This is a genomic window from Cyclobacterium xiamenense, assembly GCF_009467825.1.
GTDB classification, from domain to species: Bacteria; Bacteroidota; Bacteroidia; order Cytophagales; family Cyclobacteriaceae; genus Cyclobacterium; species Cyclobacterium xiamenense.
On the sequence record NZ_WIOK01000010.1, the window covers coordinates 126,632 to 153,283 of the forward strand.

Genomic DNA, 26,652 nt, shown 5'->3' on the forward strand with positions numbered 1-26,652 from the left:
GAATGATGAAAAAGTATGTGATTTCCGGCTGCCTGATGCTACTGGCCGGCCAGCTGGTACTAGGACAACAAGAAACGACGTATGCCGAGAAACTGGGGTATCCATCGGGTGCAAAAGTAGTGATTTTTCATGTGGACGATGCGGGCATGTCTTACGAGTCCAATGAAGGAACCATTCAATCCATTCAATCCGGAGTGGCTACTTCGTGCAGCATCATGATGCCTTGTCCCTGGGCAGCGAGTTTTGTAAAGGTAGCGCTACAGGAACCCATGGATGCGGGTATTCACCTGACGCTTACATCCGAGTGGAAAGATTACCGCTGGCATCCACTTTCGGGAAAAGATGCAGTGCCCGGTTTGGTCGATAATGAAGGGGCCTTTTGGCCGTCTGTAGCGGAAGTGGTGCGGAATGCAAGTGCGGATGAGGTGGAACGAGAGCTGCGGGCTCAGGTAGATCGGGCTCTAGAGATGGGACTCCGTCCCACGCATATGGACAGCCACATGGGCACACTCTTCTACCATCCGCCGTTTTTGGAGCGGTACATAAAGGTAGGGGTGGATTACGGCATTCCGGTGATGTTTCCCGGGGGCAATAACAAACTGCTCAGGCTTTCCATGAACGACAACCTCGTCAAGCAACTAAAAAAGGAAGGAAGCTACCGGGAGGGAATGGAACTCCCGGGAAACCCACTATTGGAACAGGCCCCGGAAGTGGGGGCCCAAATTTGGTCGGCTGGCCTGCCGGTTTTGGACGATTTGCATACGGTAAGTGGTAACTGGAAGCCAGACGGAGCGGTGGAAGATACCGAATGGGGCAAGTACAAGGTTGCGCAATTCAAAGAGGTGCTGTCTCAAATGGAACCCGGGTTGGCCATGATCATCGTTCACAGCAACGGTGACCGAAAGGTCTTTGATCGGATCAGTTCCTCGGGAGGGTCGCGGTATGCAGACATGCTTGCGATGACCGACCCGGAACTGCAGCGGTACATTGAAGCGGAAGGAATAATTTTGACTACCTGGCAAGAAGTCATGGATAGAAGGAAAAAGGCCCGATGAAAAAGACGCGGTGGATAGTGCTTTGGTTGATGTTGGCGGGTTTTCCCCTGCAAGCACAATACATTCCAAAAGAAAAGGTGGTGGTGCAAGAGCAGTTGATTTTTCCCCTTCAGGAAAAGCACGTGCATGGAAGCAGTATCGTCGCCTTACCAAATGGAGATATGCTAGCAGCCTGGTTTGAAGGGTCCGGGGAGCGAACCGCGGATGATGTCCGCATCATGGGGGCCCGGCTGAGGAAACGCGATACCCAGTGGGGCGCACCATTTCTAATGGCAGATACGCCCGGTCTTCCCGATTGCAATCCGGTACTATTCTTAAATCAAGAAGGAAAGCTGTTTCTGGTCTGGATCGCCGTGCAGGCAAACCGCTGGGAGCAGTCCATACTCCGGTTGCGAACCAGTACCGCTTACGATAATGCCGGTGCGCCCATGTGGGACTGGCAGGACAATATCTTGTTGAAACCCGGGGATTCCTTCCATCAGGAAGTAGTTAAGAAATTTAAGAAACTGCCAGCGACCGGGGCCGGTTGGTCAGAATATGCGCCCCTGTACGACGAGATGATCATTGAGGCAAGTACGGATGCTAAAAAGACCAGTATTGGTTGGATGACTCGCATCAAGCCCCTGACCTTACCCTCGGGGCGATTGTTGTTGCCCCTTTATTCCGATGGATTTAATTTTTCCATATTGGCTATTTCGGACGATGACGGGGAAACCTGGACGGAAAGTAAGCCCATCGTCGGGAGGGGTCCCATACAGCCTGCCCTCGCGCAACGGAAGGATGGAGAAATTGTGGCCTTTATGCGGGACAGTGGTGACGCGCCGAACCGCCTACAGCGGAGTTACTCTTCCGATGAAGGGATGACCTGGACTGCCAGTGAAAAGTCGACGATCCCCAATACCGCCAGCGTTGAATTGCTGGTACTGGACGATGGACGCTGGATTTTTTTGGGAAACGACGTAGATGATGGCAGGTATCAATTAGCCATGTATTTTTCCGACGATGAGGGCCGGACCTGGCGGAGTAAAATGTACCTGGAAGACGAGAAAAAGGGATTTGGGGGATTTTCCTATCCTGCCCTGATCCAGGATACCGAAGGTCAAATCCATGTCACGTATTCTTATCACCTGCAGGAAGGAGGGAAATCCATAAAATATTTAAAAATCGATCCAAATAAATTCTAGCAAAGGTAGCCCTATTTCACCGGTCTGCTGTATTACCATTGAGCAAATCGGTAACCGTTACTGGTAGAATTGATTTGACTTCAGTAGTTAGGTTAGGTAAGTTTTGTCCGTTCCTGTCCGCTGGGCAGGGCGGACAAATTTATTTTACAGGTTCCGGTTTTTAAGCAACTCAGCGTTTACAAACCGGTAATATGGCCAGATATTCTCTGTAGATCGTATTCCCATTCCGACACGGTTCTTTCTTTTACTGCCCGGATCTGGGTGATACGCACAAAAAAGAATCTCTGACACCCATGAACAACTGTACACGAGACGGGTGTGGCTAGGGATATTGGCTTGGTTGGTGGGAGCCCGGCAAGCAAACCGCTAAATGGAACGCAGGTTGAGTACTGACACAGCATCCCTTGGATTTTATCCGGTAGCATGTAGCGACTAACCACCGGAAAAAGGGCCGGTGTCTCGAAGAGAATCCAAGAGCTCAGACGACCGAATCGGTTTTGCCGCCCGTCGAACGAATGAAAACTTTTGTATCCTGGACGAGACCTGACAAAACGGTACGTCCGGACAAAGCGCGGCCGATGGGTAGCTGCTCCTATATCGAATGAGCAGGATCGCGCCGTTGCATTAAGGTGCGGATTTCTGGCGCCGCAAACTACTGGAACAAAAAACGAAAAAGACGAATAATTTAATCTTGATTATGAAAAGAATAGTGCGATTTTACGGATTGGCTTTGCTGGTGACTTTAGCCGGGCAGGTCTCCTTTTCTACCGCATCCGCCCGGCAGGGAGAAAGCCATTGGAAGGACAACCCCTTTATTCAGGATTTTAGTATCAAGTACAGCTACGAAGATGTACAAAGACCGTTGAAAAAGGTAGTAACCGACCGAAATGGGAAAATACAGGTACTGTCCTCGGCAGGCTTGCTGCATCCCCATGCCGGTGCCTTCCTGTATCCCGGGGAATTGGCCGTTGATGGTACCTATCGATTCCTTGCGGAAAAGGCGATTGTGGACCTTCAGGTATACCGGGAGCAGTTGGTGTACCTGGACGACGAAGCGGTACTTAGCAATGCCTGGGCTGGCGAATTGTTTTCCAGGCACCAAATGTCTGGCGCCCGGATGTTTGCCGGAGGGGAAGATTTCGACTTTCTGCTGGCGGGTGAGGGAGAGTTAAGTTACCTAAAGGATTCCAAAAGGCTTTGGCGGAGCAAAATTTCCGGACCGGTATTGGATTTGAAGTATGCACCGGGTACCGACCGCTTTTGGATACTCACCCCGGTTTCGCTCCATACCTTTTCCCCCGAAACGGAGGAGTTGAAACTCGTCTTTGAAGGGGCGGATTTCACGGCTTTTGACGTGGTGGCCTCCGGCACCAGGACCATCATTGGCACCTCCAATGGATACATTGAGTTCAACAATCTTAGCAACAAAGCAGGGGGTGAGATTCATAGAAAACTACCCGTCACGGAGATTCGAACGGTTGCGGAGGTAAATGGACAGATTTGGTTTGGAACGCCCGAAGGGGCATTTTCCCTTCGTCGTGACGGGGGATACCATTACTATTACGGTAAACGTTGGCTTCCGGACAACCGGGTGGTGGATATAGCCGAGGGACCGGAGGGTTCCGTGCTGGTATTGACAGAAAAGGGGTTAGGGCAAATTGTTTTTACGGAGATGACGCTGGCAGAGAAAGCGGACTATTTCGAGAAGCAGGTCCGCCTCCGTCACCTAAGAAATGGCTTCAATGCTACACTTAGTGGCATGAGCGATGGCAACCTGTCGACAGGCTATCTCGCCGATTCGGATAATGATGGGTTATGGACCTCTATGTACCTGGCCGGAGAAGTATTTCGGTATTCCGTAACGGGTTCCGACGAGGCCCTTCAGCATGTGAGGGAATCTCTGGATGCCATGGAGCGTTTGTACACCATTAATCCGGTACCAGGTTTTCCGTCGCGTTCGTTCGAACGAAGCGGGTACATTGATGTTTTGTCCGACCCGGAGCGATGGCAGCATGCCTCGGATCCGGAATGGGATTGGAAGGCCACCACGAGTAGCGATGAGGCCATCGGTCACGTATTTGTTTTTGGCGTCATTGCCGAATTGATACCGGACGAAGCAATTCGCGGCAAAGCGATTCGTTTGCTGGATGAATTGATGCAACACATTGTAGACAACGACTGGTACCTGATTGATTACGACGGTGAGCCCACCACCTGGGGCCGGTGGAATCCGGAGTACGTGAATGGTTTTGCTACCATGGTGGGGGACAGGAAATTAAATTCTTCCAACATTGTGGCCATGTTGCAAACGGCCTATTATTTTACCGGAAAGGAGATCTACAAGGAAAAGGCCTATTACCTCATGGAAAACCACGGGTATCTCGAAAACCTCATGCGCCCCATGGAAGAGATTGGCAGGGCAGAGGAAGGTAGCGATGAGTGGGCTGCCATGCTTTCCGAATCCTGGAACCACTCCGACGACGAAATGTATTTTCTGGGTTACTGGGGGCTATACCGGTACGCGTTTACCGATGAATTGAGAGGCAAGTACAAGCTTGCTATCGTAGATCATTGGGAAGCCGAGCGACCCGAAAAAGACGGCCTTTGGAACATCTTCACGGCCATGGTCTCACCGGACAACTTTGATTTGGAGGAGGCAATCTGGTATTTGCAGGAATATCCGCTGGACCTGATCCACTGGACCACAAAGAACAGTCACCGAAAGGACATCGTCCTGCTCGAGGAGAATTTTCGCCGCCAGTCCACTGCGGAGGTGTTGCCGCCCGACGAATTGCCCATACGCCGGCACAATGCCAACCGCTTTGTCCTGGATGGTGGGCGGGACGGAAACCAGGAAAGCAGTGCCGGGGATATATGGTTGCTGCCGTATTGGATGGGCCGTTATTTGCAGGTAATTCGGTAAACATCGATTTCTGCCACTCCGCATACTGCCGGGCGGGGTTGCCGAGGGGCCGCCTTGCTGGTAAAACAGGCAGTGAAACCAAGTGGGCGTGCAACAATTATTTTATACGATTTGTGTAACTTCAGCATCATGACAAAGATTACCGAACAACCTTCCCTTTACCGGCATCTGGAGAAGATGTCCGTTGCGGAGCTTACGGCAAACATCAATAAGGAGGATAAGAAAGTCGCCCTCGCTATCGAAGCAGCGCTCCCTCAGATCAACCGCTTGATAGAGGGAATTCTATCCAAGCTTGAGCAAGGCGGCAGGCTGTTTTACCTTGGAGCCGGAAGCGGCGGCAGGTTATCCGTATTGGATGCCATCGAATTACCAACCACCTACGGCATACCCAAGGGCTTGGTAAACGTGATTCTGGCCGGTGGTATACAGCACCTGATCGAAGCGCGCGAAGAGGAGGAAGACGACCGGGAGGCAGGCTGGAAGGCCCTACAGGATCAGCATGTTTCCGCAGCGGATTTTGTATTGGGTATTTCTGCCAGCGGAACCACCCCATTTGTATTGGCAGCTTTGCAGGCTTGCCGGGAAAACGGGATTCGCACCGGTTGCATCGTGAGTAATCCGGAATCCCCTATCGCCGAGGCGGCGGATTTTCCGGTAGAAATTATCACCGGCCCCGAATTCGTTTCCGGAAGTACCCGCATGAAATGTGGAACTGCCCAGAAAATGGTTTTTGATATGATATCCACCACGTGCATGATTCGGATGGGACGGGTAGAGGACAACAAAATGGTCAACGTGCAGCTTATCAATGACAAGATCATTGATCGGGCGGTAAAGATGTTGATGGAGCGGGCTGGCCTTACGGATTACGACAAAGCAAAAGCGATTCTGACCAAAAACGGATCGGTCAAGAAAGCATTGGATGCGCTTGGTAAATAAAAAATAAGGGAGACAATAACGATTGCCTCCCTTTTTTTATTCGTTCCCAAAACGTACTCAGCCGATGACCTTTTCGGCCAGTACGATAATTTTATTATCACTTACTTCCACCACGCCTCCGTCCACTATCAGCGATTTTTTACCCTCGGAAGTGGTGTAGGAAAGCGCCCCCTTTTCCAAGGCGGAAACGAGTGCCGCGTGATTTTTTAACAATTGAAAGGAACCATCGGCTCCCGGAAAAGTGGCTTCCGAAACTTCTCCTTCAAATATTTTTTTATCGGGTGTGATGATTTCTAAATGCATACCTACGAATAAAATGACGCAACGATTTGATTTTTGCTTCGGGAAATAACTGGATTACTTGACTTCGGCCAACATCTTTTCTCCCTTGGCGATGGCATCTTCGATGCTCCCTACCAGGTTAAACGCGGCTTCCGGCAAATGGTCCAATTCTCCATCCATAATTCGGTTGAATCCTTTGATGGTGTCTTTGATGTCAACCAGCACACCTTTTAGTCCGGTAAACTGTTCGGCCACATGGAAAGGCTGCGATAGGAATCGCTGTACCCTTCTGGCGCGGTGCACGACGAGCTTGTCTTCTTCCGAAAGCTCTTCCATGCCCAGGATGGCAATAATATCCTGCAGTTCCTTATAGCGTTGCAGGATTTCTTTTACCCGCGTGGCACAATCGTAGTGCTCGTCTCCCAGGATACCTGGTTCGAGGATTCGGGAAGTGGAATCCAGGGGATCCACCGCAGGGTAAATACCCAATTCAGCAATTTTTCGGGAAAGTACGGTCGTTGCATCAAGGTGGGCAAAGGTAGTGGCTGGAGCCGGATCGGTCAGGTCATCCGCAGGTACGTAAACGGCCTGTACGGAGGTAATGGATCCATTTTTGGTGGAGGTAATCCGCTCTTGCATAGCCCCCATCTCGGTGGCAAGGGTAGGCTGGTAGCCTACAGCTGAAGGCATCCTTCCCAAAAGTGCCGACACTTCCGATCCTGCCTGGGTGAAACGGAAAATATTATCGATAAAAAACAGGATGTCTTTACCGGCACCGTCTCCTTCGCCATCCCGGTAGTATTCTGCCAGGGTCAGGCCTGTTAGGGCTACACGTGCACGGGCTCCCGGAGGTTCGTTCATCTGACCGAACACAAACGTTGCTTTGGATTCCTGCAATTTTTCCAGGTCTACCTTGGAAAGATCCCAGCCGCCTTCTTCTTCCAGTGACGTTACAAAATCGTCGCCGTATGTCACGATGCCCGATTCGATCATTTCCCGCAACAAGTCATTTCCTTCACGGGTACGCTCTCCCACACCTGCAAATACGGAAAGACCGGAATAGGCTTTAGCGATGTTGTTGATCAGTTCCTGGATCAATACAGTTTTACCTACACCGGCACCACCGAAGAGACCGATTTTACCGCCTTTGGCATAGGGTTCGATCAAGTCAATTACTTTAATTCCTGTATACAATACCTCGGTAGAGGTCGAAAGATCTTCAAATTTGGGCGCTGACCGGTGTATGGGTAAGCGGTTCGTGTTAATGGGTTGAGGCAATCCGTCGATGGCTTCCCCGACCACGTTAAACAATCTTCCTTTGATGCTGTCACCGGTAGGTACAGAAATGGGCGCTCCCAGGTCCAAAACCTCCATACCCCGTACCATGCCTTCCGAAGAATCCATTGCGATGGTTCGTACCCGATCTTCTCCAAGGTGCTGTTGTACCTCTAGAATTACAGTCTGGCCGTTTTCTTTTGTGATTTCTAGTGCGTCAAGGATATTTGGCAGTTTACTTCCCTCAAAGGAAACATCCACTACAGGACCAATTACCTGAGTTATCTTACCAGTATTCGCCATTGTTTGATTTATAAGATGAATAGGAACAATACTTTTTTTAATTCGAGTGCAAAATTAGTTAATATTGCTGAATACCAAAGGATGTTTTAAAAATTAATGCACTTTGCCTCAAATTTTTATAAGACTAGATTTTTAATACAAAAAATTTCTTCATTTTGAGCGTTCGTGGATTTTTGGGGCTCGCTAAAACATCCTTCGTGCCCGCACCCAACGTCTGGACCAATAGCGGGATTGGATATTGTCCTCGGTCACTCCCAGGGAAGTGGAGGAGTGAATGAAATAAACGGTACCGCTTCGCTTTTCGGTAATAATGCCGGCATGGGTCACTTTCCTTCGTCGTTTCCCAGTCGCAAAAAAGACCACATCCCCTTTTTTTAGCTTTCGCTTTGACACGCGCTTGCCAACGCGACTCTGCTCTTCGGAAACCCGCGGCAAGTTGACGCCCACACTTCGGAAGGAAAGATAGACCAGGGCGGAACAGTCCATGCCGGCCCGGGTGGTTCCTCCGTACCGGTACGGGGTTCCCTGGAACGTTTTTGCCGTTTCCACAACTTTTTCGACGTGTTGTTGCCGGATTTTCCGGGTAGTGCCGCAGGAGCTGAGGAGCAGCACGGCCAATCCAACGCCGAAAATCAGGTACACGTTTCTGTTTATGCCGTTTTGCATAGCGGATGTAACATTTGTTCAATGATAGAAAAACAGAACCGAACTAGCAACGTTCCGTTCAGGTAAGATGCAAGGCCCCGCTAAATTACTTCGGGTCCTCCGTGTAATTTTTGACGGAATTGGTTACTTTTATTCCTTGAAGTAACGCCGATTACCCGAAATAGCCTTGCAGGTATTGCTGTTCAAATAAGAAATCAAATCCCGTTGACGGAGCATGAGTAAAGATGATTTTAGAAGGCTCACCCTTCAAAAGAAGATACAGAAATTATACACCGAAGGGACATTCGTGGTAGCCATCCGGTATTACACGTATAAGGTAAATCTATATTTGCTGGGCCGGGAATACGTGGAAGTATTTTACAACCATAAACACGACCGAATTGATAAAATTGAATTTTTAAACCAGCGGCATTCCCGAATGAAGTTTTACCTCGATCAGATCAGCCTTACCGAGATATGATTCATTCGGAGAAGTTTGCTGCCCGTCGGCTAATTTCCTCATGAATTTCCAGAACTCTCGGGATGACGAGTTCTTTTTCGTCGTTGGGAAGGATGTACGTTGCGAGGCTGTTTTTTTTTGCGTCCCCCCATTGTTTTTCCATAATCTGAAGGATTTGTTGTCGGCTTCTCTGCCGATCTCGCTTCATAACCCGATCAATCCGCATCTCTTGAGGTGCTGTCACGTGAACGGTAACATCCAGTTCCCGATAGGTGCCGGTTTCAAACAACAAGGCGGCCTCCTTCAGGACGTAGTCAGCTACTTGCCTGTTTGCCCAGTCGGTAAAGTCCTGGCCTACTGCCGGATGAACCAGTTGGTTTATTTTTTCTGTTTGGGTTGGATCGGCGAACACTTTTTCGGCCAGGTAGCTGCTGTTTAGTTCGCCGGTGGCTGTGTATGCCGATTCACCAAACTGCGCTTTGATACGTTTTTTCAAAGCGGCGTTATGGGCCATGAGCCATTTGGCACGATTGTCGGCATTGTAAATGGGAACCCCAAGCAGGGAAAAAATCCTGGAAATAAGGGATTTTCCGGCACCGATGCCCCCGGTTATGCCTACCAACAGGGTTTTTTTCCTACTCATAGATCAGCTTGAACGTTTCCGGATCGAAGGCGATATCCCGGATGTAGTCAGGGGTTTTGTTTAGAGAAGCGGAGATCGTGCTGTCCTCCCGATTTCGGTTGTTGTAGTTCAAGACAGCGCTTAGTTCCAGTTCGTTTAGCATCTCTTGCTTGTCCTCTTGAATCAAAAAGCGGACTTCCATATCCGTGATCGCGGCATCAATCGTCACGTTTTCGGGAAAGTAGCGTTGCTGTATTTGAAGGGTTAGCTGAGTTTCTACGAAGGCAATTACTTCGAAAGATACTTGAGCCGTTTCTTCATCCAACCGTAGAAATTCTCGCTGCTCCCTACTTAGGTTGATTGGTAAAAGCCGGGAGAAGTTTTCCCGGATTTTGTCTTCACCGAACCCAAGCGGCAATTTGCCCTCCATTTGCTCAATGATAGAAATGGGGCCGGTTACCGTTACGGTTTCTGGATCAATGGTGATCGGTGAGGCATAGGCATGGTTTTCTGCAAGGGTGTTGGCAGTGGTATCCGGAACCAATTGAATTTTTTTTGATACGATTTTATCGATTTTAAAGAAAAGTGTGTCGGGGAGGATGTCTACCAGACTGGAGGAGGCAAGGTATTCGTCCATCTGCTGCTCCAGTTCGGATGCAAGCAGGTAGGGTCTTTGGAAGGGGTCTTCAACAAAGACTTCCAGAGGCGTGACACTGATTTTGAAGTGCCGTTTGAGCAGATCCCATCCGTTTCCGTTGATTTGAATCCCCACTTCCTGGGGGATTTCTTCAACAGCCATGTAATCCGCTTCGTCGTACCGTATCTGTATGGGTTGCTTTACCGTGGTTGTGTAATTGTCTTTGTTCAGGGCGTTTAAAAGCCAAAAGGTGGTAGCCGTAACCACACAGAGGACTACCACCTTCAGATTGGATGATTTTTCAGGTTTAAGTTTCCTAAAATAATTACCAAGAGTACTCAACTGTACGGATAATTAATTGGCATTGGTTAATTTTTTGGTATAATCGAGCGAGAGAGCGGTTTTTTCTACTTTGAGTTTCATCCCCTTGTCCAGTTCAACGAGTACCTGATCCCCTTCCACAGCGTAAATTTTGCCATGGATTCCGCCGACGGTAACTACCTGATCTCCTTTCTTAATTTCGGAGATAAACTTGGTCGTTTCTTTCTGTTTTTTCTGTTGGGGGCGGATCATGAAGAAATACATGATCAAAATGATACTTCCGAATAGAAATACCTGACCCATGATGCCGCTACCGGCAGCACCGTCTATTTGAAGCAATAATGAATGGTACATTTTTATCGTTTAACAGGACCTGCAGAAGGCCCGGATGATGCAGAAGCTGTTTTTCTAGTGACATTACCTTTTAAACGCAAACGGGTCACGTTCGGAGAGGTATTGGCCTGTATGGTGACGGTTGGGCTTTGAACGCCTGACTTTCCAGTAGAATTAAAGACGACTTTCACAAATCCTTCTTCTCCGGGCTTAATGGGCGTCTTGGTCCACTCAGGGCTGGTGCAACCACAGGAAGCCTGTATGTTGGAAATCACCAGGGGTGCCTGTCCCGAATTTTCAAAGGTAAAGAGTTTTTCTACGACTTCTCCCTCCTGAATGGTGCCAAAATCAAATACTTCCTCCTCAAATGCAAACGCTCCCATGGACGATGGGTCCGACGCTTGTATGTTTTGCGCATTGGCAGGTGTGACTACCTGATTCTGCTCCAATTGGGAGATTTTCTGTTCCAGCGCCTTGATTCGATCGTCTTTATCCCCGCCTCCCTGGCTGCAGGCTCCGGTAAGTAATAGCGATATGCCCAGTATCCAAACCGTGGTTTTAGAATAATTCATAAGATTAACTGATTTAGTTATTGTTGTTTTCTTTATTGATTTGGTCAATTAGCTTGTTGACATCATTGAGAAGATTTTCCGCCTTGGATTTCGCCTCGGTGATGACTTTGTCTCCTTCAGACTTTGCCAAATTATCCGGCAAGTTCTTCCCCTCCATCAAATCTTCAATTAGATCCTCCAGTTCGTTGCGGTACTTTCCCAATCGATAGGAAAGCTTGTCTCTGGTATTATTGCCTGAATCAGGTGCGAAAAGCACGCCCATAACTGCTCCCAATCCTGCCCCTAAAGCAAAAACGAATAGTGAATTACTTTTTTTACCCATTATCTCTGTTATTTATTGTCAATAAGTCCTCTTCCACTTTTACGGATTTTTCCCTTTTCGGTTAATTCTTTTGATAAGGTGTCGAGCAGCCCGTTTACAAACTGCTTGCTTTTGGGCGTACTGTAGGTTTTGGAAATATCGATGTATTCATTTATCGAAACCTTCGTCGGAATACTGGGGAAATTAACCATTTCCGTTAAAGCCATGATCAGTATTACCCGATCCGTCAATGCGATCCTTTCCACATCCCAGTTTTTGGTTTTCTGGGCAATTAAGGAACTGAATTCATCCTCGGAAGCTATGGTCAAGTTATATATATTTTGGAAGAATTCCTTATCCTCCTCCCAGTTTAATGCCAACTCCGGTAGGATCTCATCCGTATTCTCTTCGTCCCCTGTCAGATTTTTTATCACTTTTGATGCCAAACTTCTGACTATGGACTTATTTTCCGACCAATTCAAGTCCTTGTCTTGAAAAAAACTGATTACCGCTTCGCTTTTGAACAATACCTTTTTTAACAAAGATTGAAGAATTTCTTTGTCCTCCTCAAAGGAAGGGTTTTCGATACCAATGTATCGCTGGTAGTCCTCGTTTGGCTTTACCAACTCCCGAAACCACTCCTTAATCTCGAGCTCCAGATCCTGCCCATTTACCTGAAACCGGTTGCATTCCCGCCGAAAACCGTGGTTTTCACCGATGATTTGGAGGGCTTTGTTTGCGCCAAGGTTGTGTACGGACTCCGGTTGTACCAGCGGCTGCGCCTCGTATTTTCTTTTTTTGCCTTTCTCGTTTCGAACGTGGGCGCCGAAATCAACCAACATATGAATGGCGTATATGTACAGACCCGGGATGTTTTCCACGGAAGTAAGCATGTTTTGCTTCAAAAAATCCTTGTCTTTTTTGTTGTACTTGTGAAAAAGATCCATTGCCTTGATGGCCGTGTGCTTGATCTTCTCGCTGCTTTCTTCTCCCGTTTGCCAGGTACCTTGTTGCAGGTTTGCCAAAAAAAGCTGCACACACCGCTCCGCATCTCGTTTTAACTGTCCCTTGTCCTGAACCTCCATTGTGTTGAGGTCCGGCAAAAAGGCCTCCCGGATGTAGTCTTGAGCCAGGTTTGCGTTGCTGTACTTGCACTGTTGATACGCATACAAGGTCTGAAATGCTTTGACTCTTAGGATTCTTCTGTTTACCATTAAGCGAAATTAAAGAACGTGATGGGTTGACCCCTGAAATGATGCTCCGGTGCAGGCATGCCTGTTAAAATGAAAATTTCTGCAAATTAGTAAATGTCCCCGCAACGGGCAAATTTATCGGTTCATTCGGTATGGAAATAAATTTTCGGACGGGCGTACATAGTTTAGTGGTGCCGGAAAGCGCACGCAATCAACGACCCAATTCTGTGCTGCTTCGGGAAGTAAGCTTTTTCGTAACGCCCACCATCCCCAAATGGCAGACAGGCAGTATATTTTAATAGGCCCAAACCTTATTCAGGCGTTGGTTTGCATAAAGACGCAGCACGGTTTCCGCGTCGCGGATTCATCGGATACCAAATCACCTGTTCACGCCTCAGACTTTCGCTTTTCAGGGAAACCCGGAAAGGAAGCCGTTTTCTATTCTTTTGCCTCCGACCATTGAACTTTGGCGTTCGGAAAATGTTATCTTTGAGCGCAGGTTTGCATTTTTGTGGAAAGACAAAATTAATCCAATTTTGGAACAGTCAAATGTGAAATACCTGAAATAACATGGAAGAATACACCACTTAAATTCATTTTTATTTTGTGAAGGCCCTTTGGAGATTAAATAAGCACTTATACAACTACAAGTGGTACCTTTTTTGGGGAATACTGTTTACATTCATTTCCAACATCTTTGTCATTATCCCGGCTCAACTGGTGCGAATTGCCATTGATTATGTGGTGGAAAGCTTTTCCTATTACCAACTGTACGAAGAAGGAAGCGTGGTCCGGGATCTGGCACGGTCGGTTTTTTTGAAGTACATACTTGTTTTCGGGCTGCTAATTCTTGCGATGGCTTTGCTGCGGGGCTTGTTTTTGTTTTTGATTCGGCAAACCATCATTGCCATGTCCCGGCTTATTGAATACGACTTGAAAAACGAAATATACCGGCATTATCAAAGCCTTCCGCTGGCTTTTTTCCGGCAAAATAGCACCGGGGACCTCATGGCCCGAATCACCGAAGACGTGTCTAAAGTCCGGATGTACCTTGGGCCGGCCCTCATGTATGGGATCAATTTATTGATTTTGTTTCCAATGGTTATCGGGTACATGTTTACCGTAAACGTACCCCTGACTTTGTACTCGCTGATGCCCCTTCCAGTGTTATCGCTCAGCATTTACCTGGTCAACAACATGATCAACGAACGTTCCGAAAAAATTCAACGGAGCATGTCGGGGCTGAGTACCTTCGTTCAGGAGGCTTTTTCGGGTATCCGCGTTATCAAATCTTTCGTAAGGGAATCGGACAGTGCCCGGCAGTTTGAAAAAGCCAGTGAAGACTACAAGGAAAAATCCATTTCCCTCACCCGCGTGCAATCCCTGTTTTTTCCCTTGATTTTGGCGCTGATTGGTCTGAGTACCATTATCACCGTCTATGTGGGAGGGATACAGGTAATCGAAGGAGCCATCGGCTACGGCGTAATTGCCGAGTTTATCCTGTATGTCAACATGCTCACCTGGCCGGTGACTTCCCTGGGCTGGGTGACCAGCATCGTGCAGCGCGCCGCAGCTTCCCAAACGCGGATCAACGAATTTTTGGACCAGAAAAACGACATCCTCAGTACCGAAAATATCGTTCGGGACATCGAAGGAAGCATCAAGGTGGAAAACCTTTCCTTTGTCTATCCGGATTCGGGAATACGGGCACTAGATGACGTAAGTTTTGACATCGCTGCCGGTCAGTCCCTGGCGATTATAGGCACCACCGGATCGGGCAAGTCTACCATCGCTAACTTGCTGATGCGTATGTATGACGCTACCTCCGGGAGGATTTTAATTGACGATACCGATATCCGAGCGTACGACATTGCCCACCTCCGCGAACAAATCGGATACGTTCCCCAGGACGTTTTCCTTTTTAGCGATAGCATTACGAACAATATAGGCTTTGGCCTCGGAAAAGAACTGGATGTCATTCGGATCGAGCAGGCTGCCAAAGATGCGGATGTTTACCAGAATATCGTGGACTTTCCAAAAGGCTTTGATACCCGGCTGGGAGAAAGAGGAATCACCCTTTCCGGTGGGCAAAAACAACGGGTCTCTATTGCCAGAGCCATTGCCAAGTCACCTAGAATTTTATTGCTGGATGATTGCTTGTCCGCGGTGGACACCAAAACGGAAAATGCCATCCTGAATGCGCTCGAAAAAATCATGAAAGGCAGGACCTCTATTATCATCTCCCACCGGGTTTCCTCTGCAAAGCTGGCCGACCAGATCATCGTGCTGAACGACGGAATGATGGTAGAAAACGGAACCCATGAGGACCTGATGCTGGCCAAAGGTACCTATGCCGAGTTGTATGAGAAGCAAACCCAGCAGGCGGGCGAGGTGGAGTGAGTACCTTTACCATGGCTATAGTTGAATATAAATACCAGCTACAGCAAATTGAACCAACGTAAAGTTATACACTTCATCCACATTGGCCCCTCCTTCCAGAAAACGATAACCGGCTTTAATGTCCATACGATCCGTAACAGGTAATCGGGTCCCTAGAAACAGGTCAAATGCTCTTCCCGGGCCTCCTGCCAGTCCGTCTCCTTCGAAGTAAAGGAACGTTTCTCCTCCAAAATCATAGGAGGTATACAGATGCAATAGGGGTACAAAGCCGAGGTCGTCTTTTTTGTCACGTAATCCCTGATCATTGGCGAGACGGACCCGCGCATCCCGGATTTTGGCAGTAAAACCAACACCAACAAGCCAATTTCCTGAACTAATAATGTCTCTCCGGTAGGTCAATCTGTAGCTATTGAATTGATAATAGCCATCCAAAGCCTCTCCCTGACTAAAAACACTGGATTGGAAGTTGATATCATTGGCGGCATTTCCATGATAATTGATCCCAAGAGGGGCATAAAGGGCAAACAGATGGTTCTTGTCATTGAAGCGATAGCCCAACCGTATTCTTAATGGGATGACGGGTCCTTCCGTTTCGAAATCTTCCTGAAAACTAAATAAAGTTCCCATTTTATTGGGAATTCGTACATCGTTGTATCCGGGGAAGGCCAGTCCGGACTCGACATCTATTGTGACCTGAGCCCAGGAATGGCTGCCCACTAAAAATAGACACATGGTCAAGGGTAAAACGAATAATCGAACCATTAATTTATGTGTTTTTAGGATTGTACTTTGTGACGTAGGAACAAGTATTGTGCCTATCCAAGATCGGGGTACTTTTTTACCAGGCTGAATTTCACGCTATCCCAAGGCCCAGCCAATACCTGGAAAAACAATCCTGTTATGGAGGAAGCGTAACCAAAACGGTAGAAAAATCCCGCTAAGTAGGCTGGGGGCCACTTATTCAGCTTTGGCTATCAGAAAGACTTTTCAACGTCTGAATCAATTCCGCCAGGTCTTTCCGCTCGTGCCAGGCAGACAGTACAATTCGGTTTACTGCCGGGCTATCCGGCAGCGGGTAAGGAAAAGAAGATAGAATAAACCCTTTTTGATGCAATTGCTCCACCCAGGACTCCGTTTCAAAGGAAATAACCGGATAGGTAGGCAGAAATTTTAACCGTTCCAGTCCCTCCAGTGCGGATGCCATAAACTGCAAATTATCCTTTAGCTTCAGCTGCTGCTTGAGGTAATAGCCCTGCCCGTCCAAAAATGCGCTCAAAAATGCCGGTGCAGGAGGAGAGGAGGTGCGGTAAATGGGGTTTTCCCGGACCAGACGTGTCAGCGAGGTGTTTCCAAGGATGATGCCTGCCGGAAGTGCCAGTGCCTTGCCTAGCGAACCCGAGACCATTACTTCGACCGGAAGGTGCTTCCAATGCGCATAGGTACCAAAAATACCTTTCCCCAACAGACCAAACGCATGGCTGTCATCAATGAGCAGGTAGTATTTATTGGCAAGAGATAGCTTTTTGGTCCATTCGAAATCATGAATCTCAGGAATAAGGGGATTTACGGCATTGGATAGCAATAGGATTTTTTGTCCCATTAGTTCCTGAGACTTGGCAATGCATTTTTCTTGCCATTGGTTGTGAGTAAGGCCAATAGGCTGCTGACTTTCGAAGGTGATGGCCGGATGGGTATCGGGAGCCGTCCAGGTCAGATCTGCAAGTGGTCTAAGCGTGTTAACGGCAAGTTGCCCTGCCATGTATCCGCTACTCAGGAGCACCGCCTCAGCAGCTTCGGCGCCTGCCGCAAATTGGGCTTCAAATGCCTCATATAGGGACAATTGCACATTGCTATTCCGGCTGGAACCATGATTGGGGCCATATTTAAGGATCCCCCGGATCAAAAGCTCCTTAAACTCAGGTAGGGTACCCATTCCCAAATAGGAGGTACCACTAAAATGCAGGTAGTCTTTGCCCTGATAGGTAATGGTTCTTCCAAGCTGAGAAGTAGGATAAGTATGACTCATTGTGATAACGGGCTTTACATCAGGATCGCACCGGTTCCTGGCCGGTCAGGGAAATGAACCTTATCCGGGGTTATTTTCACGCCTTCGGCGATATCCCGGGAAAGGAGCATGGCACCGTCCATGTCCACGTAGTCCAGCAAGGGAGCGATGTGAGCGATGGCAGCGATTCCCACGGAAGATTCGGTCATGCAGCCTACCATGGTCTTCATGCCCAGGGACTTGGCTTGATGGAGCATTCTCAGACCCGGGGTAAGGCCCCCTGCCTTGACGAGCTTCACATTAATCCCATGGAAAAGGTCGTGGCACCTTTCTACGTCTTGCTCCGAAATACAACTTTCATCGGCGATGACTGGTAGTTCGCTGAATTGAAAGACTTTTTTCATGCCTTCATCGTCCTCCCTTGCCAGGGGTTGTTCCATGAATTCTACATTAAGTTTGGCCAGTTCCCCGGAATAAGCAATGGCCTGATCAGCGGTCCAGGCACAATTGGCATCAATCCGGAAGACCGCATCGGTGTGTTTGCGCAGGGTTTTGATGATGTCCAGGTCATGATCCGTACCCAATTTTATCTTGTAAATCGGCCAGTCCACTTCTTTCATTTTTTCGATCATCTTGGGGATGGGGGCGATGCCAATGGTGAAGTTGGTGACCGGAAGGATCGCCGGGTTTAAATCCAGCAGCTCGTATAATTTTTTGTCCTGCATTTTCGCATACAGGTCCCAGGCAGCGATATCCAAGGCACATTGGGCAAAGGGATTGTCTTTAAAATAGGGTTGGGTGATGGACCATAGCTTTTCTGGGTGCATGGGTGCTAATCCCGCTAATAGCTCATCCGCCACGTTGGTCAAGCATGCCTGCATGTTTTCAAGCGTTATGCCGTAATAGGGGTTGGTGGTGGATTCTCCCAGGCCATAAAGCCCATCCGGTCCCAGCAGCTTGACAATCAGGGTATCCTGAATGTCCCGGCTCTGGTGGGCAATGGTAAAGGTATGTTTGAGCGGTAGTTGAAAGGGGAGTAGTTCGAGCTTCATATCGTCAGGTCCGGTGTTTTCAGAACCTAAAGGTACGCTTTCGCCGGATTTCGTATAAACTCTGCCCTCACTATTTCATTAAATTTGCCCATATTTACACCAAAACCACGATACACCATGGATACCAACCGCAACCACCTTCGAATTCCCCTTCTTTTTTTCCTTACTTGTTTGCTATGCATGCAGTCCTGCACCCGGAAAGCGGAAGTGCTGGAGACTTCCCGGCTGGCTGAGGCATACGAACAGTTCCGGGAGCCCGGTCTTACCGAGCGCCGATTTGGGTACGCAACCATTGTGCCGTTGATTGAATCGCGGTCTTCCATGTTTGAAAACCAGATCCTGGGAAAATCGGTGGAGGGAAGGCCCATCCACGCGCTAACCTATGGAGCGGGCACGAGGCCTGTCCTGCTTTGGTCGCAAATGCACGGAGACGAAAGTACAGCCACCATGGCGCTGTTTGACCTGTTCAATTTTTTGGAAGGTAGTGAAACGGATGGTTTTACCGATATCCGGCAGGCGATCCGCAATGAATTGCGCGTTCGGTTCATTCCCATGGTCAATCCCGATGGGGCGGAACGATTTCAGCGAAGAAATGCCCTGCACATAGACCTAAACCGGGACGCCATCCGGCAAAGTAGTCCGGAGGCCATTATTTTGAAAACGGCCCGGGATGAATTTGAACCCGAGTTTGGCTTTAACTTACACGATCAAAACAGCTACTACAACGTGTCCGGAACAACCAATCCGGCGACCATTTCGGTGCTCGCACCGGCCTATAACGAGGCCAGGGAGGTGAATCCGGGAAGGGAAAAAGCCATGAAAGTGATCGCAGGCATGCGTCGGGTGCTGCAGGAGGAAGTACCAGATCACCTGGGCAAATACAACGATACCTTTGAGTCCAGAGCTTTTGGGGATAATTTTCAAAAATGGGGAACGAGTACCATCCTGATCGAATCGGGAGCCTTCCCCAACGATCCCGAAAAGCAGTACGTGCGAAAGCTGAATTTCATGATTGTTCTGAATGCCCTGTACGAAATTGCGACGGGAACGTACGATGCATTTGCCATGGACGACTACCTGAATATTCCGGATAATTCCTCCCGCTTGATGGACCTACTCATCCGAAATGTTTCCGTTACTACTGCCGGACATTCCTATTCCACCGACATTGGCCTGCGTAGGGCGGCTCGTTATACCGCGGAGCGCCGGTATTACCGGGGAACGGTTTCGGATTGGGGCGACCTCTCGATATACCACGGCTACGAAGAACTGGACGCTACCGGCTTGACGGCGATTCCGGGAAAGGTCTGGGAAGAAGAGAAGCCTCTGGAGGAACTCAGCAGAGAAGAAGCGATCGGCCTGCTTCGGGACGGTTATCTGGGTGTGAAGACCTCGACGGAAAATACGGGGAAATTGCACCAGCTACCCCTGCTGATTTTTAGCGGAGATGCGCCCCCGAATTTGGAACCTTCGCTGGAGAATGCCCCGAATTTTTTTCTCGTCAAGGATCAAAAATACCGGTATGCGATCGTAAACGGCTACTTAATTGACCTGCAAAATCCGCAGGTAGATCCGTTTTGGCAAATGATCAACTAGAAAAAGTACCTTGCAAGCCACTGGCCGTTTGCTAGTTTTCGTGGAAAAATCGGGTATAAACTCCTCCATTTTGTAATTGTATGGGAAAATTCGTAAAATTAAATTTGTTTTTGTCTAAACGCACGAGCTAAAATGCGAGATAAATCTACTACGGAAGAGATTCGAGCCCGATTTGATCGGGATGTGGAGCGGTTTTCTAATTTGGAATCGGGACAGGAAGCGACCATGGATGCTCCCTTATCGATGGAGTTGATCGCCAATGCAGCGGTGGTATCCAACCCCCAAGCAAGGGCCATGTTGGACATTGGCTCGGGTGCGGGCAATCTTTCGTTAAAAATCTTGCAATACCTGCCCCAGATGGATTGTGACTTATTGGACCTGAGTAGACCCATGTTGGACAGGGCCCATGACCGGGTCAGCTGGGCCACCACCGGTAACGTACAGACGATCCAGGCGGACATACGAGAGGCACAACTCGCCGATAATTCCTACGATATCATCGTGGCTGCGGCGGTGCTGCATCACTTACGCGATACCGCCGATTGGGAAAATGTATTTGGGAAGATATACTCGCTCCTAGCCCCGGGAGGTAGCTTCTGGGTATCGGATTTGGTGGCTCACGACGATCCGAAGATCCAGGAAATGATGTGGAACAGGTACGGTCGCTACCTCGAGTCTATCGGAGGGCTGGACTACCGCAGAAAAGTATTCGCCTATATTGAAAAAGAAGACAGTCCCCGGTCCTTGCCTTTTCAGTTGGAATTGATGACACAAGTAGGCTTTACCCAGCTGGAGGTATTGCATAAAAATTGTTGTTTTGCTGCTTTTGGCGGAAAGAAAGCCAAAAAGCCTGTTGCCGACTGAGCAGCTCATAAAAAGAGGTGCCGGTATACTTCTTCCAGTTTGGTGACGGGTACAATTTCCAGGGAAAACTGCTCGGTATTTAGGGATTTGAGCCCATAGCGGGAAAGCATGATTTTTTTAAATCCCATTTTTGCGGCTTCGGCGATTCGGCTTTCGATGCGATTGACAGCCCGGATTTCTCCACCCAGACCGATTTCTCCAGCAAAACAAATCCGGGGGTCTACGGGGCTGTCTTCGTAGGAGGATATCAGGGAGGCGCATACCGCCAGGTCCAGCCCCGGATCATCCACTCGCAATCCACCGGCGATATTTAGGAATACATCCTGTTGTCCCAGCCGCATCCCGCCTCTTTTTTCGAGTACCGCCAGGAGCATGTTGAGACGTTTGGCATCGTGGCCGGTACTGCTTCGCTGCGGTGTGCCGTAGGTTGCGGGACTGACCAGCGACTGTATCTCAATGAGCAACGGCCGGTTTCCTTCCAGCATGGCACCGATGGCCACACCATTTAGCTGTTCCTCACGCTGGGTCATCAGTATTTCGGAAGGATTGGTCACGGGCTTCAATCCCGTAGCGTGCATTTCGTAAATCCCCAATTCATTGGTGGAGCCGAAGCGGTTTTTAGAGGTACGCAGGATCCGGTAGCTCAGGTGGCGGTCGCCTTCAAATTGCAAGACGGTATCCACCATGTGCTCCAGGATTTTAGGTCCGGCAATGGCTCCGTCTTTGGTGATATGGCCGATCAGAAAGACGGGGGTTCCGGTTTCTTTGGCAAATTTCATCAGCTCGGCGGTACATTCCCGTACCTGACTCACCGATCCTGCAGCCGATTCCACGTATTGGGAATGCAGGGTTTGGATGGAGTCGATGATCAGTAATTCGGGTTTCAACAAATCCACCTGCTGGAAAATTTGTTGCGTATTCGTTTCCGAGAGCACGTAGCAATTATCGGATTGGTAGGCCATCCGTTCGCTGCGCATTTTGATTTGGTTTTCACTCTCTTCCCCGGAGACATACAGGATCTTTGTGGAGGCCAACATGAGCGCAATTTGCAGCATCAGGGTGGATTTGCCGATACCCGGTTCCCCGCCGATCAATACCAACGATCCCGGTACGATGCCGCCTCCCAGTACCCGATCCAGTTCTACATCCCCGGTGATCAGGCGGCTTTGGGCCTCGTAATCGATTTCCCTGAGCCGTTTGGGTTGACTGTTCTTTTTCGGGGCCAGGGTACCCGATTTCCAGCTGCCCTTCTGATTAACCTCTTTTTGGATGACTTCCTCCACATAGGTATTCCATTCCCCGCAGGAGGGACATTTTCCTACCCACTTGGGGCTTTCTACGCCACAATTTTGACAAAAAAACGCAGTTTTTATTTTGGCCATGGATGATAATGGGAAGTTGGGTGGTGAATTTGAAGCATTGCTAGTGAGCCTCCAGCCAATTATTGCCAACCCCTACTTCTGCTTCCAGGGGTACCGCAAAACGGATCGCCCCGGACATGAGTGCAGGAATTTTCTCCTTCAGCAGATCCGCTTCGTCTTTGTGTGCATCAAATACCAATTCATCGTGGACCTGAAGGATCATTTTGGAACGAAGTTTCTCGCGAACCATCCATTCGTGTACCTGGATCATGGCCACTTTGATCATGTCTGCGGCAGAACCCTGTATGGGGGCATTGATGGCGTTGCGTTCCGCAAAACCACGCATGGTAGCGTTTCGGCTATTGATGTCCCTCAGGTACCGTCTGCGCCCCAGAATGGTTTCGACAAATTCGTTCTTTCGGGCTTTTTCAATGCTTTGATCCATGTAGTCTTTTACGGCCGGGAATTCCTTGAAATAGGCGTCTATGATCTCTTTTGCTTCTGAGCGGGGGATTTTCAATCGTTGGGACAGTCCAAAGGCTGAGATGCCGTAGATGATTCCAAAATTAGCCGTTTTGGCTTTCCTTCGCATGTCTCCGCTTACCTCCTCCAGGGGCACCTGAAATATTTTGGCGGCTGTTGTGGCATGGATGTCGCGTCCCTGTTCGAAGGCCTCGATCATGGATTGGTCTTCCGAAAAAGCAGCCATGATGCGCAGTTCGATTTGGCTGTAGTCCGCTGCCAGGATCAGGTGGTCGGCATCCCTGGGGACAAAGGCTTTTCGGATTTCCCGGCCTCGTTCGGTTCGGATAGGAATGTTTTGCAGGTTAGGGTTAATGGAGGAGAGCCTGCCGGTAGCTGCCACAAACTGGTTGTAGGTGGTGTGGATGCGGCCGGTTTTTGGATTGATCAATCCCGGGAGGGCGTCCACATAGGTGGATTTTAGCTTGACCAGTTGCCGGAAATCCAGAATGGCCTGGGCAATTTCGTGCTCCACCGCAAGTTTGCTGAGCACCTCCTCCCCGGTAGCATATTGACCAGTTTTGGTCTTTTTTGCTTTGGGGTCCAATTGCAGTTTGACAAACAGTATTTCGCCCAATTGCTTGGGAGAGCTCAGGTTAAATTGCTCGCCGGCCAATTCGTATACCTTTTTTTCGATGACCCGGCTTTCCGTTTCCAGCTCGCCGGACATTTCTTTCAGGCTTTCGGTATCGATGCGTACCCCCTCAAATTCCATGGCAGCCAAAACTTCGATCAGGGGACTTTCTACCTCGTGCAGGAGCTTTTCCAGCTTGTTTTCCCGGACGATTGGGTCCAACTCTTTTTTCAATAACAGCGTGATGTCGGCATCTTCGGCTGCATAGGGCGCTACCTCCTCCGGGGCCACATCCCGCATGTTGCCCTGGTTTTTTCCCTTTTTTCCGATGAGGCTTTCGATCGAAACCGGCTTGTAGCGCAGGTATTGCTCGGCCATCCAGTCCATGGAGTGCTTCCCTTCCGGTTCGATCAGGTAATGTGCCAACATGGTATCGTAAAGTTTTCCTTTTACCGCAATGCCGTAATTCATCAATACCAGGATATCGTATTTGATATTTTGCCCGATTTTTAGAATTTCGGGGGAAGAAAAGACCGGAGCCAAAAGCGCCAGGATCTTCTCGGCCGCTTTTCTTTCTGCGGGAAAGGGGATGTAATACGCTTCTCCTGGCAGGTAGGCAAAGGAAATGCCCACCAGTTCTGCCTGATTGGGATTGATGGAGGTGGTTTCTGTATCGAAGCAAATTTCCTGCTGCAGCAGTAAGTAATGAACGAGCTCCCGAATGGCCTCCGCTCCTGCTACCAGGTGGTAATCGTGGTTTCGGGTAAATATACTATCCAGGCTATCGGGGACGGCTATGGGCGGCTCTTGGTCCTCCTCGGCGGCGACTGCAGGCTCATTGCCCGTAAACAGCCCCAACTGTTCGTCTACTTTTATGCTTGGTTTTTTGATGGCTTCTCCAAATACCCGCCGGGTCAGGGTACGGAACTCCAGTTCGGCGAAAAGAGCCTTGAGTTTTTCCTCATTCGGGGGCTCGTAGGTAAGGGCTTTCTCGTCAAATTCAACGGGAACATCCTGAATAATGGTGGCCAATTCTTTGGATAATATCCCTTGTTGAGCAAATTTTTCGACGTTTTCCTTTTGCTTTCCTTTCAATTGATCCGTGTTTTTGATCAACTCTTCTACTGAGCCAAATTGTTTCAATAGTTTGACCGCAGTTTTGGCCCCGATTCCTGGAATACCGGGTATGTTATCGACAGCGTCACCCATCAATCCCAGTATGTCCCGCACCTGGTCCACCTTTTCAATATCCCACTTGTCGCAGATTTCTTTCGGCCCCATGATGTCTACGGCATTCCCCATAAAGGCCGGTTTATAGAGGTAGATATGGTCTTCTACCAATTGCCCGTAGTCCTTATCCGGGGTCATCATGTACACGGTAAAGCTGGTTCGTTCGGCTTTCTTCGCCAGGGTTCCGATAATATCGTCCGCTTCGAATCCATCCAACTCCAGCGTGGGAATGTTAAACGCCTGCACGATTTCTTTGACCCAGGGAATGGCTACGGCGATGTCCTCGGGTTGTTCCTGACGGTTGGCTTTGTAGGCCTCAAATTGCTCGTGGCGAAACGTGGGTGCATGGGTATCAAAAACCACGGCGATGTGTGTGGGTTTTTCCTTTTCCAATACCTCTAGTAAAGTATTGGTAAACCCCAACATCACGCCTGTATTGAGTCCTTTGCTATTGATCCGGGGGTTTTTGCTGAACGCAAAATGGGCCCGGTATATCAATGCCATTGCATCCAGTAGAAAAAGCTTTTTGCTGCCTTTAGCCATTTGTTGATCCGGTTTTTTTTAAATATCGTTTGGGATTGCTGGAGCATAGTTCCTCCAAATCCAGCACAAGTTAGTGAATTTTGGGCAATGCTGCGGTCTGAAAAAAATTAGATCCCACCATCGACCAGTCGTCTATCCTTTGACTCCTGAATTTGAGCAAATGGTACCTTCGTAAAGAGGAAAGATTGCCAGGCCCTATCTGGTGGGGCATCGTGTTTATGGCTCTTGTAGCATCGGCTTTGCAGCGAAGCAGCCCGAACTTTGCCAAAAAGGCACATTCCTGGATCGATAGTTTTTGGTTGATTTTGCTGCTTTTGGTGCGCATTCGTTCCGATCCCCGTTTTTTTGGTAGGATTATTGGTATATTTCGGACGCGTATCCGTTCGATTCTGATTTCAGCTTGAAAAAATGTATTACTATGTTTCACCTTAAATACCTATTCACATGAAAAAGATCGCATACTTTTTATCCATCCTGATGTGGTTGACCGCTATAGCGCCTGCAGCCATGGCAAAAAACGAACCGGCAGAAAAGGAGCCTAGCCCGGAAGAGCAGGCCCGTTTGGAGCAATTGGATGAGCGGGTAAAAGAAATAAAAGCCATGGATTTCCGATCGATGGATAAGGAAGAAAAAAAAGAAATCCGCAATGAACTGAGGGACATCAACAAGGAGGCCAAAGAATTGGGCGGAGGTGTTTACATTTCAGCAGGTGCATTGATTGTCATCCTGCTATTGCTCATTATTTTGACCTAATTGCAGGCACCCCCGACTTCCCCAAAAGGGTCGGGGGTGGTTGGTTTCATTTTTTTCGGTATTTCCGCACATCGCTTTGAGGCTTTTTTTAAACCCGGGGGGAATCGGCGCGCCTACCTTTCGGCCTTCAGACAAACTTCCGTTGGTTTTTTATAAATCCCCAGCATCTTTACCTGCGGAAGGGGCAGTCCGGAAAGTTTGTTGATCCGCGCGATCCGAAGGTTGAGACTCCGGTTCGCTATTGGTCGGACAGGCTTTTCAAATACTTTTTTACTTGCAAAGCTTTCCACAAAATAATTGTCAGGGGGATCAGCCAAAGCGTTTCGTTAAAAATCAAATGGAAACCCAAGCGTTTGTTCCACGCCATATCGCCCATGTATAGGATCAGAAAACTAACCAGAGAAGCAACTTTCATAACAATTCCCAATCCCATCAGGTAAACCCAGCTGATGGGGTAAAAAGCAGATAGAAACACTAACAGTCCGGCGATCATTCCCAGGCTTCCGTAGAAAAGGGTTCCGGACCAGCCCTCCAAACCCGCGTCCATGGCCAGCCAATTCAGAACGGTGGGGCCAAACCAGCGGAAAAAGGCGCCCCATAGGATGGTATAAATACCCGCAAGCAAAAGCAAACCTCGGTGCGGCATGGTAAACCGGGGGAACTCTGTGGGATTGGAAGGGTTTTTCATAGTTCGTCGTTGACAGCTG

The 26,652-nt window shown here is 48.8% G+C and carries 24 protein-coding genes; 9 read left to right on the plus strand and 15 right to left on the minus strand.

Features of this window, described 5'->3' with window-relative positions; translation table 11 throughout:
- Nucleotides 1-2: 2 nt before the first annotated feature.
- The 4 genes from GCU44_RS09760 (at nucleotide 3) to GCU44_RS09775 (ending at nucleotide 6,101) form a co-directional block, all read left to right on the plus strand.
- Nucleotides 3-1,055 carry a polysaccharide deacetylase family protein gene (locus GCU44_RS09760; RefSeq protein ID WP_394366484.1) on the plus strand — a complete coding sequence of 351 codons (1,053 nt, stop codon included), beginning with the start codon at nucleotides 3-5 and terminating at the stop codon, nucleotides 1,053-1,055.
- The gene (locus tag GCU44_RS09765; protein WP_154856237.1) at nucleotides 1,052-2,239 is read left to right on the plus strand and encodes a sialidase family protein; all 1,188 of its coding nucleotides are present in this window, start codon (nucleotides 1,052-1,054) and stop codon (nucleotides 2,237-2,239) included. The genes GCU44_RS09760 and GCU44_RS09765 overlap by 4 nt, the downstream gene beginning before the upstream one ends.
- Nucleotides 2,240-2,936: 697 nt before the next feature.
- On the plus strand, nucleotides 2,937-5,162 hold the full coding sequence (locus tag GCU44_RS09770) for a hypothetical protein (protein WP_241684895.1): 2,226 nt from the start codon (nucleotides 2,937-2,939) through the stop codon (nucleotides 5,160-5,162).
- 129 nt (nucleotides 5,163-5,291) lie between these two features.
- Nucleotides 5,292-6,101, plus strand: coding sequence for an N-acetylmuramic acid 6-phosphate etherase (locus GCU44_RS09775; protein ID WP_154856238.1), 810 nt, complete (start codon nucleotides 5,292-5,294; stop codon nucleotides 6,099-6,101).
- Between the two features lie 57 nt (nucleotides 6,102-6,158).
- On the opposite strand, the gene atpC is transcribed toward GCU44_RS09775, so the two are convergent.
- From atpC to GCU44_RS09790, 3 genes are all read right to left on the minus strand, one after another.
- On the minus strand, nucleotides 6,159-6,404 hold the full coding sequence (atpC, locus tag GCU44_RS09780; RefSeq protein ID WP_154856239.1) for an ATP synthase F1 subunit epsilon: 246 nt from the start codon (nucleotides 6,402-6,404) through the stop codon (nucleotides 6,159-6,161).
- 54 nt (nucleotides 6,405-6,458) lie between these two features.
- Complete coding sequence (gene atpD / locus GCU44_RS09785) at nucleotides 6,459-7,961, minus strand: F0F1 ATP synthase subunit beta (RefSeq protein ID WP_092173121.1); 1,503 nt, start codon at nucleotides 7,959-7,961, stop codon at nucleotides 6,459-6,461.
- A gap of 183 nt (nucleotides 7,962-8,144) precedes the next feature.
- Entirely contained in the window at nucleotides 8,145-8,627 is a 483-nt protein-coding gene (locus tag GCU44_RS09790; RefSeq protein WP_154856240.1) for a C40 family peptidase, read from the minus strand.
- Nucleotides 8,628-8,841: 214 nt separating this feature from the next.
- Between GCU44_RS09790 and GCU44_RS09795 the strand changes: the two genes are divergently transcribed.
- Nucleotides 8,842-9,087: a hypothetical protein gene (locus GCU44_RS09795; protein ID WP_092173127.1), complete on the plus strand. Its 246-nt coding sequence runs from the start codon at nucleotides 8,842-8,844 to the stop codon at nucleotides 9,085-9,087.
- A 1-nt stretch (nucleotide 9,088) separates the two neighbouring features.
- Here GCU44_RS09795 and coaE read toward each other — a convergent pair whose 3' ends face one another.
- The 6 genes from coaE to nusB all read right to left on the minus strand — a co-directional run bounded on the left by coaE (nucleotide 9,089) and on the right by nusB (nucleotide 13,066).
- On the minus strand, nucleotides 9,089-9,709 hold the full coding sequence (gene coaE / locus GCU44_RS09800; RefSeq protein ID WP_154856241.1) for a dephospho-CoA kinase: 621 nt from the start codon (nucleotides 9,707-9,709) through the stop codon (nucleotides 9,089-9,091).
- On the minus strand, nucleotides 9,702-10,607 hold the full coding sequence (locus tag GCU44_RS09805; protein ID WP_241684896.1) for a YbbR-like domain-containing protein: 906 nt from the start codon (nucleotides 10,605-10,607) through the stop codon (nucleotides 9,702-9,704). Before GCU44_RS09805 ends, coaE begins: the two co-directional genes overlap by 8 nt.
- A gap of 72 nt (nucleotides 10,608-10,679) precedes the next feature.
- The gene (gene yajC, locus GCU44_RS09810; RefSeq protein WP_092173136.1) at nucleotides 10,680-11,000 is read right to left on the minus strand and encodes a preprotein translocase subunit YajC; all 321 of its coding nucleotides are present in this window, start codon (nucleotides 10,998-11,000) and stop codon (nucleotides 10,680-10,682) included.
- A 2-nt stretch (nucleotides 11,001-11,002) separates the two neighbouring features.
- Nucleotides 11,003-11,551 carry a DUF1573 domain-containing protein gene (locus GCU44_RS09815; protein WP_092173139.1) on the minus strand — a complete coding sequence of 183 codons (549 nt, stop codon included), beginning with the start codon at nucleotides 11,549-11,551 and terminating at the stop codon, nucleotides 11,003-11,005.
- A 13-nt stretch (nucleotides 11,552-11,564) separates the two neighbouring features.
- Nucleotides 11,565-11,873, minus strand: coding sequence for a YtxH domain-containing protein (locus tag GCU44_RS09820; RefSeq protein ID WP_154856243.1), 309 nt, complete (start codon nucleotides 11,871-11,873; stop codon nucleotides 11,565-11,567).
- 8 nt (nucleotides 11,874-11,881) lie between these two features.
- A complete protein-coding gene (nusB, locus tag GCU44_RS09825) occupies nucleotides 11,882-13,066 on the minus strand; it encodes a transcription antitermination factor NusB (protein WP_092173145.1) in 1,185 nt (394 codons plus the stop codon).
- 585 nt (nucleotides 13,067-13,651) lie between these two features.
- Between nusB and GCU44_RS09830 the strand changes: the two genes are divergently transcribed.
- Complete coding sequence (locus GCU44_RS09830) at nucleotides 13,652-15,445, plus strand: ABC transporter ATP-binding protein (protein WP_154856244.1); 1,794 nt, start codon at nucleotides 13,652-13,654, stop codon at nucleotides 15,443-15,445.
- Nucleotides 15,446-15,460: 15 nt separating this feature from the next.
- Here GCU44_RS09830 and GCU44_RS09835 read toward each other — a convergent pair whose 3' ends face one another.
- The 3 genes from GCU44_RS09835 to GCU44_RS09845 form a co-directional block, all read right to left on the minus strand.
- The gene (locus GCU44_RS09835) at nucleotides 15,461-16,207 is read right to left on the minus strand and encodes a hypothetical protein (protein WP_241684897.1); all 747 of its coding nucleotides are present in this window, start codon (nucleotides 16,205-16,207) and stop codon (nucleotides 15,461-15,463) included.
- A 199-nt stretch (nucleotides 16,208-16,406) separates the two neighbouring features.
- Nucleotides 16,407-17,471, minus strand: coding sequence for an aminotransferase class I/II-fold pyridoxal phosphate-dependent enzyme (locus GCU44_RS09840; RefSeq protein WP_154856245.1), 1,065 nt, complete (start codon nucleotides 17,469-17,471; stop codon nucleotides 16,407-16,409).
- 14 nt (nucleotides 17,472-17,485) lie between these two features.
- On the minus strand, nucleotides 17,486-18,502 hold the full coding sequence (locus GCU44_RS09845; protein ID WP_154856246.1) for a dipeptide epimerase: 1,017 nt from the start codon (nucleotides 18,500-18,502) through the stop codon (nucleotides 17,486-17,488).
- A 117-nt stretch (nucleotides 18,503-18,619) separates the two neighbouring features.
- Here GCU44_RS09845 and GCU44_RS09850 point away from each other — a divergent pair, with 117 nt between their 5' ends.
- A complete protein-coding gene (locus tag GCU44_RS09850) occupies nucleotides 18,620-20,098 on the plus strand; it encodes a M14 family metallopeptidase (RefSeq protein WP_154856247.1) in 1,479 nt (492 codons plus the stop codon).
- A gap of 132 nt (nucleotides 20,099-20,230) precedes the next feature.
- Nucleotides 20,231-20,962 (plus strand): class I SAM-dependent methyltransferase, encoded by a 732-nt coding sequence (locus tag GCU44_RS09855; RefSeq protein WP_092173162.1) that lies wholly within the window; start codon nucleotides 20,231-20,233, stop codon nucleotides 20,960-20,962.
- 5 nt (nucleotides 20,963-20,967) lie between these two features.
- On the opposite strand, the gene radA is transcribed toward GCU44_RS09855, so the two are convergent.
- Both radA and polA read right to left on the minus strand, forming a co-directional pair.
- Nucleotides 20,968-22,344, minus strand: coding sequence for a DNA repair protein RadA (radA, locus tag GCU44_RS09860; protein ID WP_092173165.1), 1,377 nt, complete (start codon nucleotides 22,342-22,344; stop codon nucleotides 20,968-20,970).
- 40 nt (nucleotides 22,345-22,384) lie between these two features.
- Nucleotides 22,385-25,192 carry a DNA polymerase I gene (gene polA, locus GCU44_RS09865; protein ID WP_154856248.1) on the minus strand — a complete coding sequence of 936 codons (2,808 nt, stop codon included), beginning with the start codon at nucleotides 25,190-25,192 and terminating at the stop codon, nucleotides 22,385-22,387.
- Between the two features lie 444 nt (nucleotides 25,193-25,636).
- Here polA and GCU44_RS09870 point away from each other — a divergent pair, with 444 nt between their 5' ends.
- Nucleotides 25,637-25,945, plus strand: a complete 309-nt coding sequence (locus tag GCU44_RS09870; RefSeq protein ID WP_092173171.1) for a hypothetical protein — start codon at nucleotides 25,637-25,639, stop codon at nucleotides 25,943-25,945.
- Nucleotides 25,946-26,183: 238 nt separating this feature from the next.
- On the opposite strand, the gene GCU44_RS09875 is transcribed toward GCU44_RS09870, so the two are convergent.
- The gene (locus GCU44_RS09875) at nucleotides 26,184-26,633 is read right to left on the minus strand and encodes a hypothetical protein (RefSeq protein ID WP_092173174.1); all 450 of its coding nucleotides are present in this window, start codon (nucleotides 26,631-26,633) and stop codon (nucleotides 26,184-26,186) included.
- Nucleotides 26,634-26,652 lie beyond the last annotated feature (19 nt).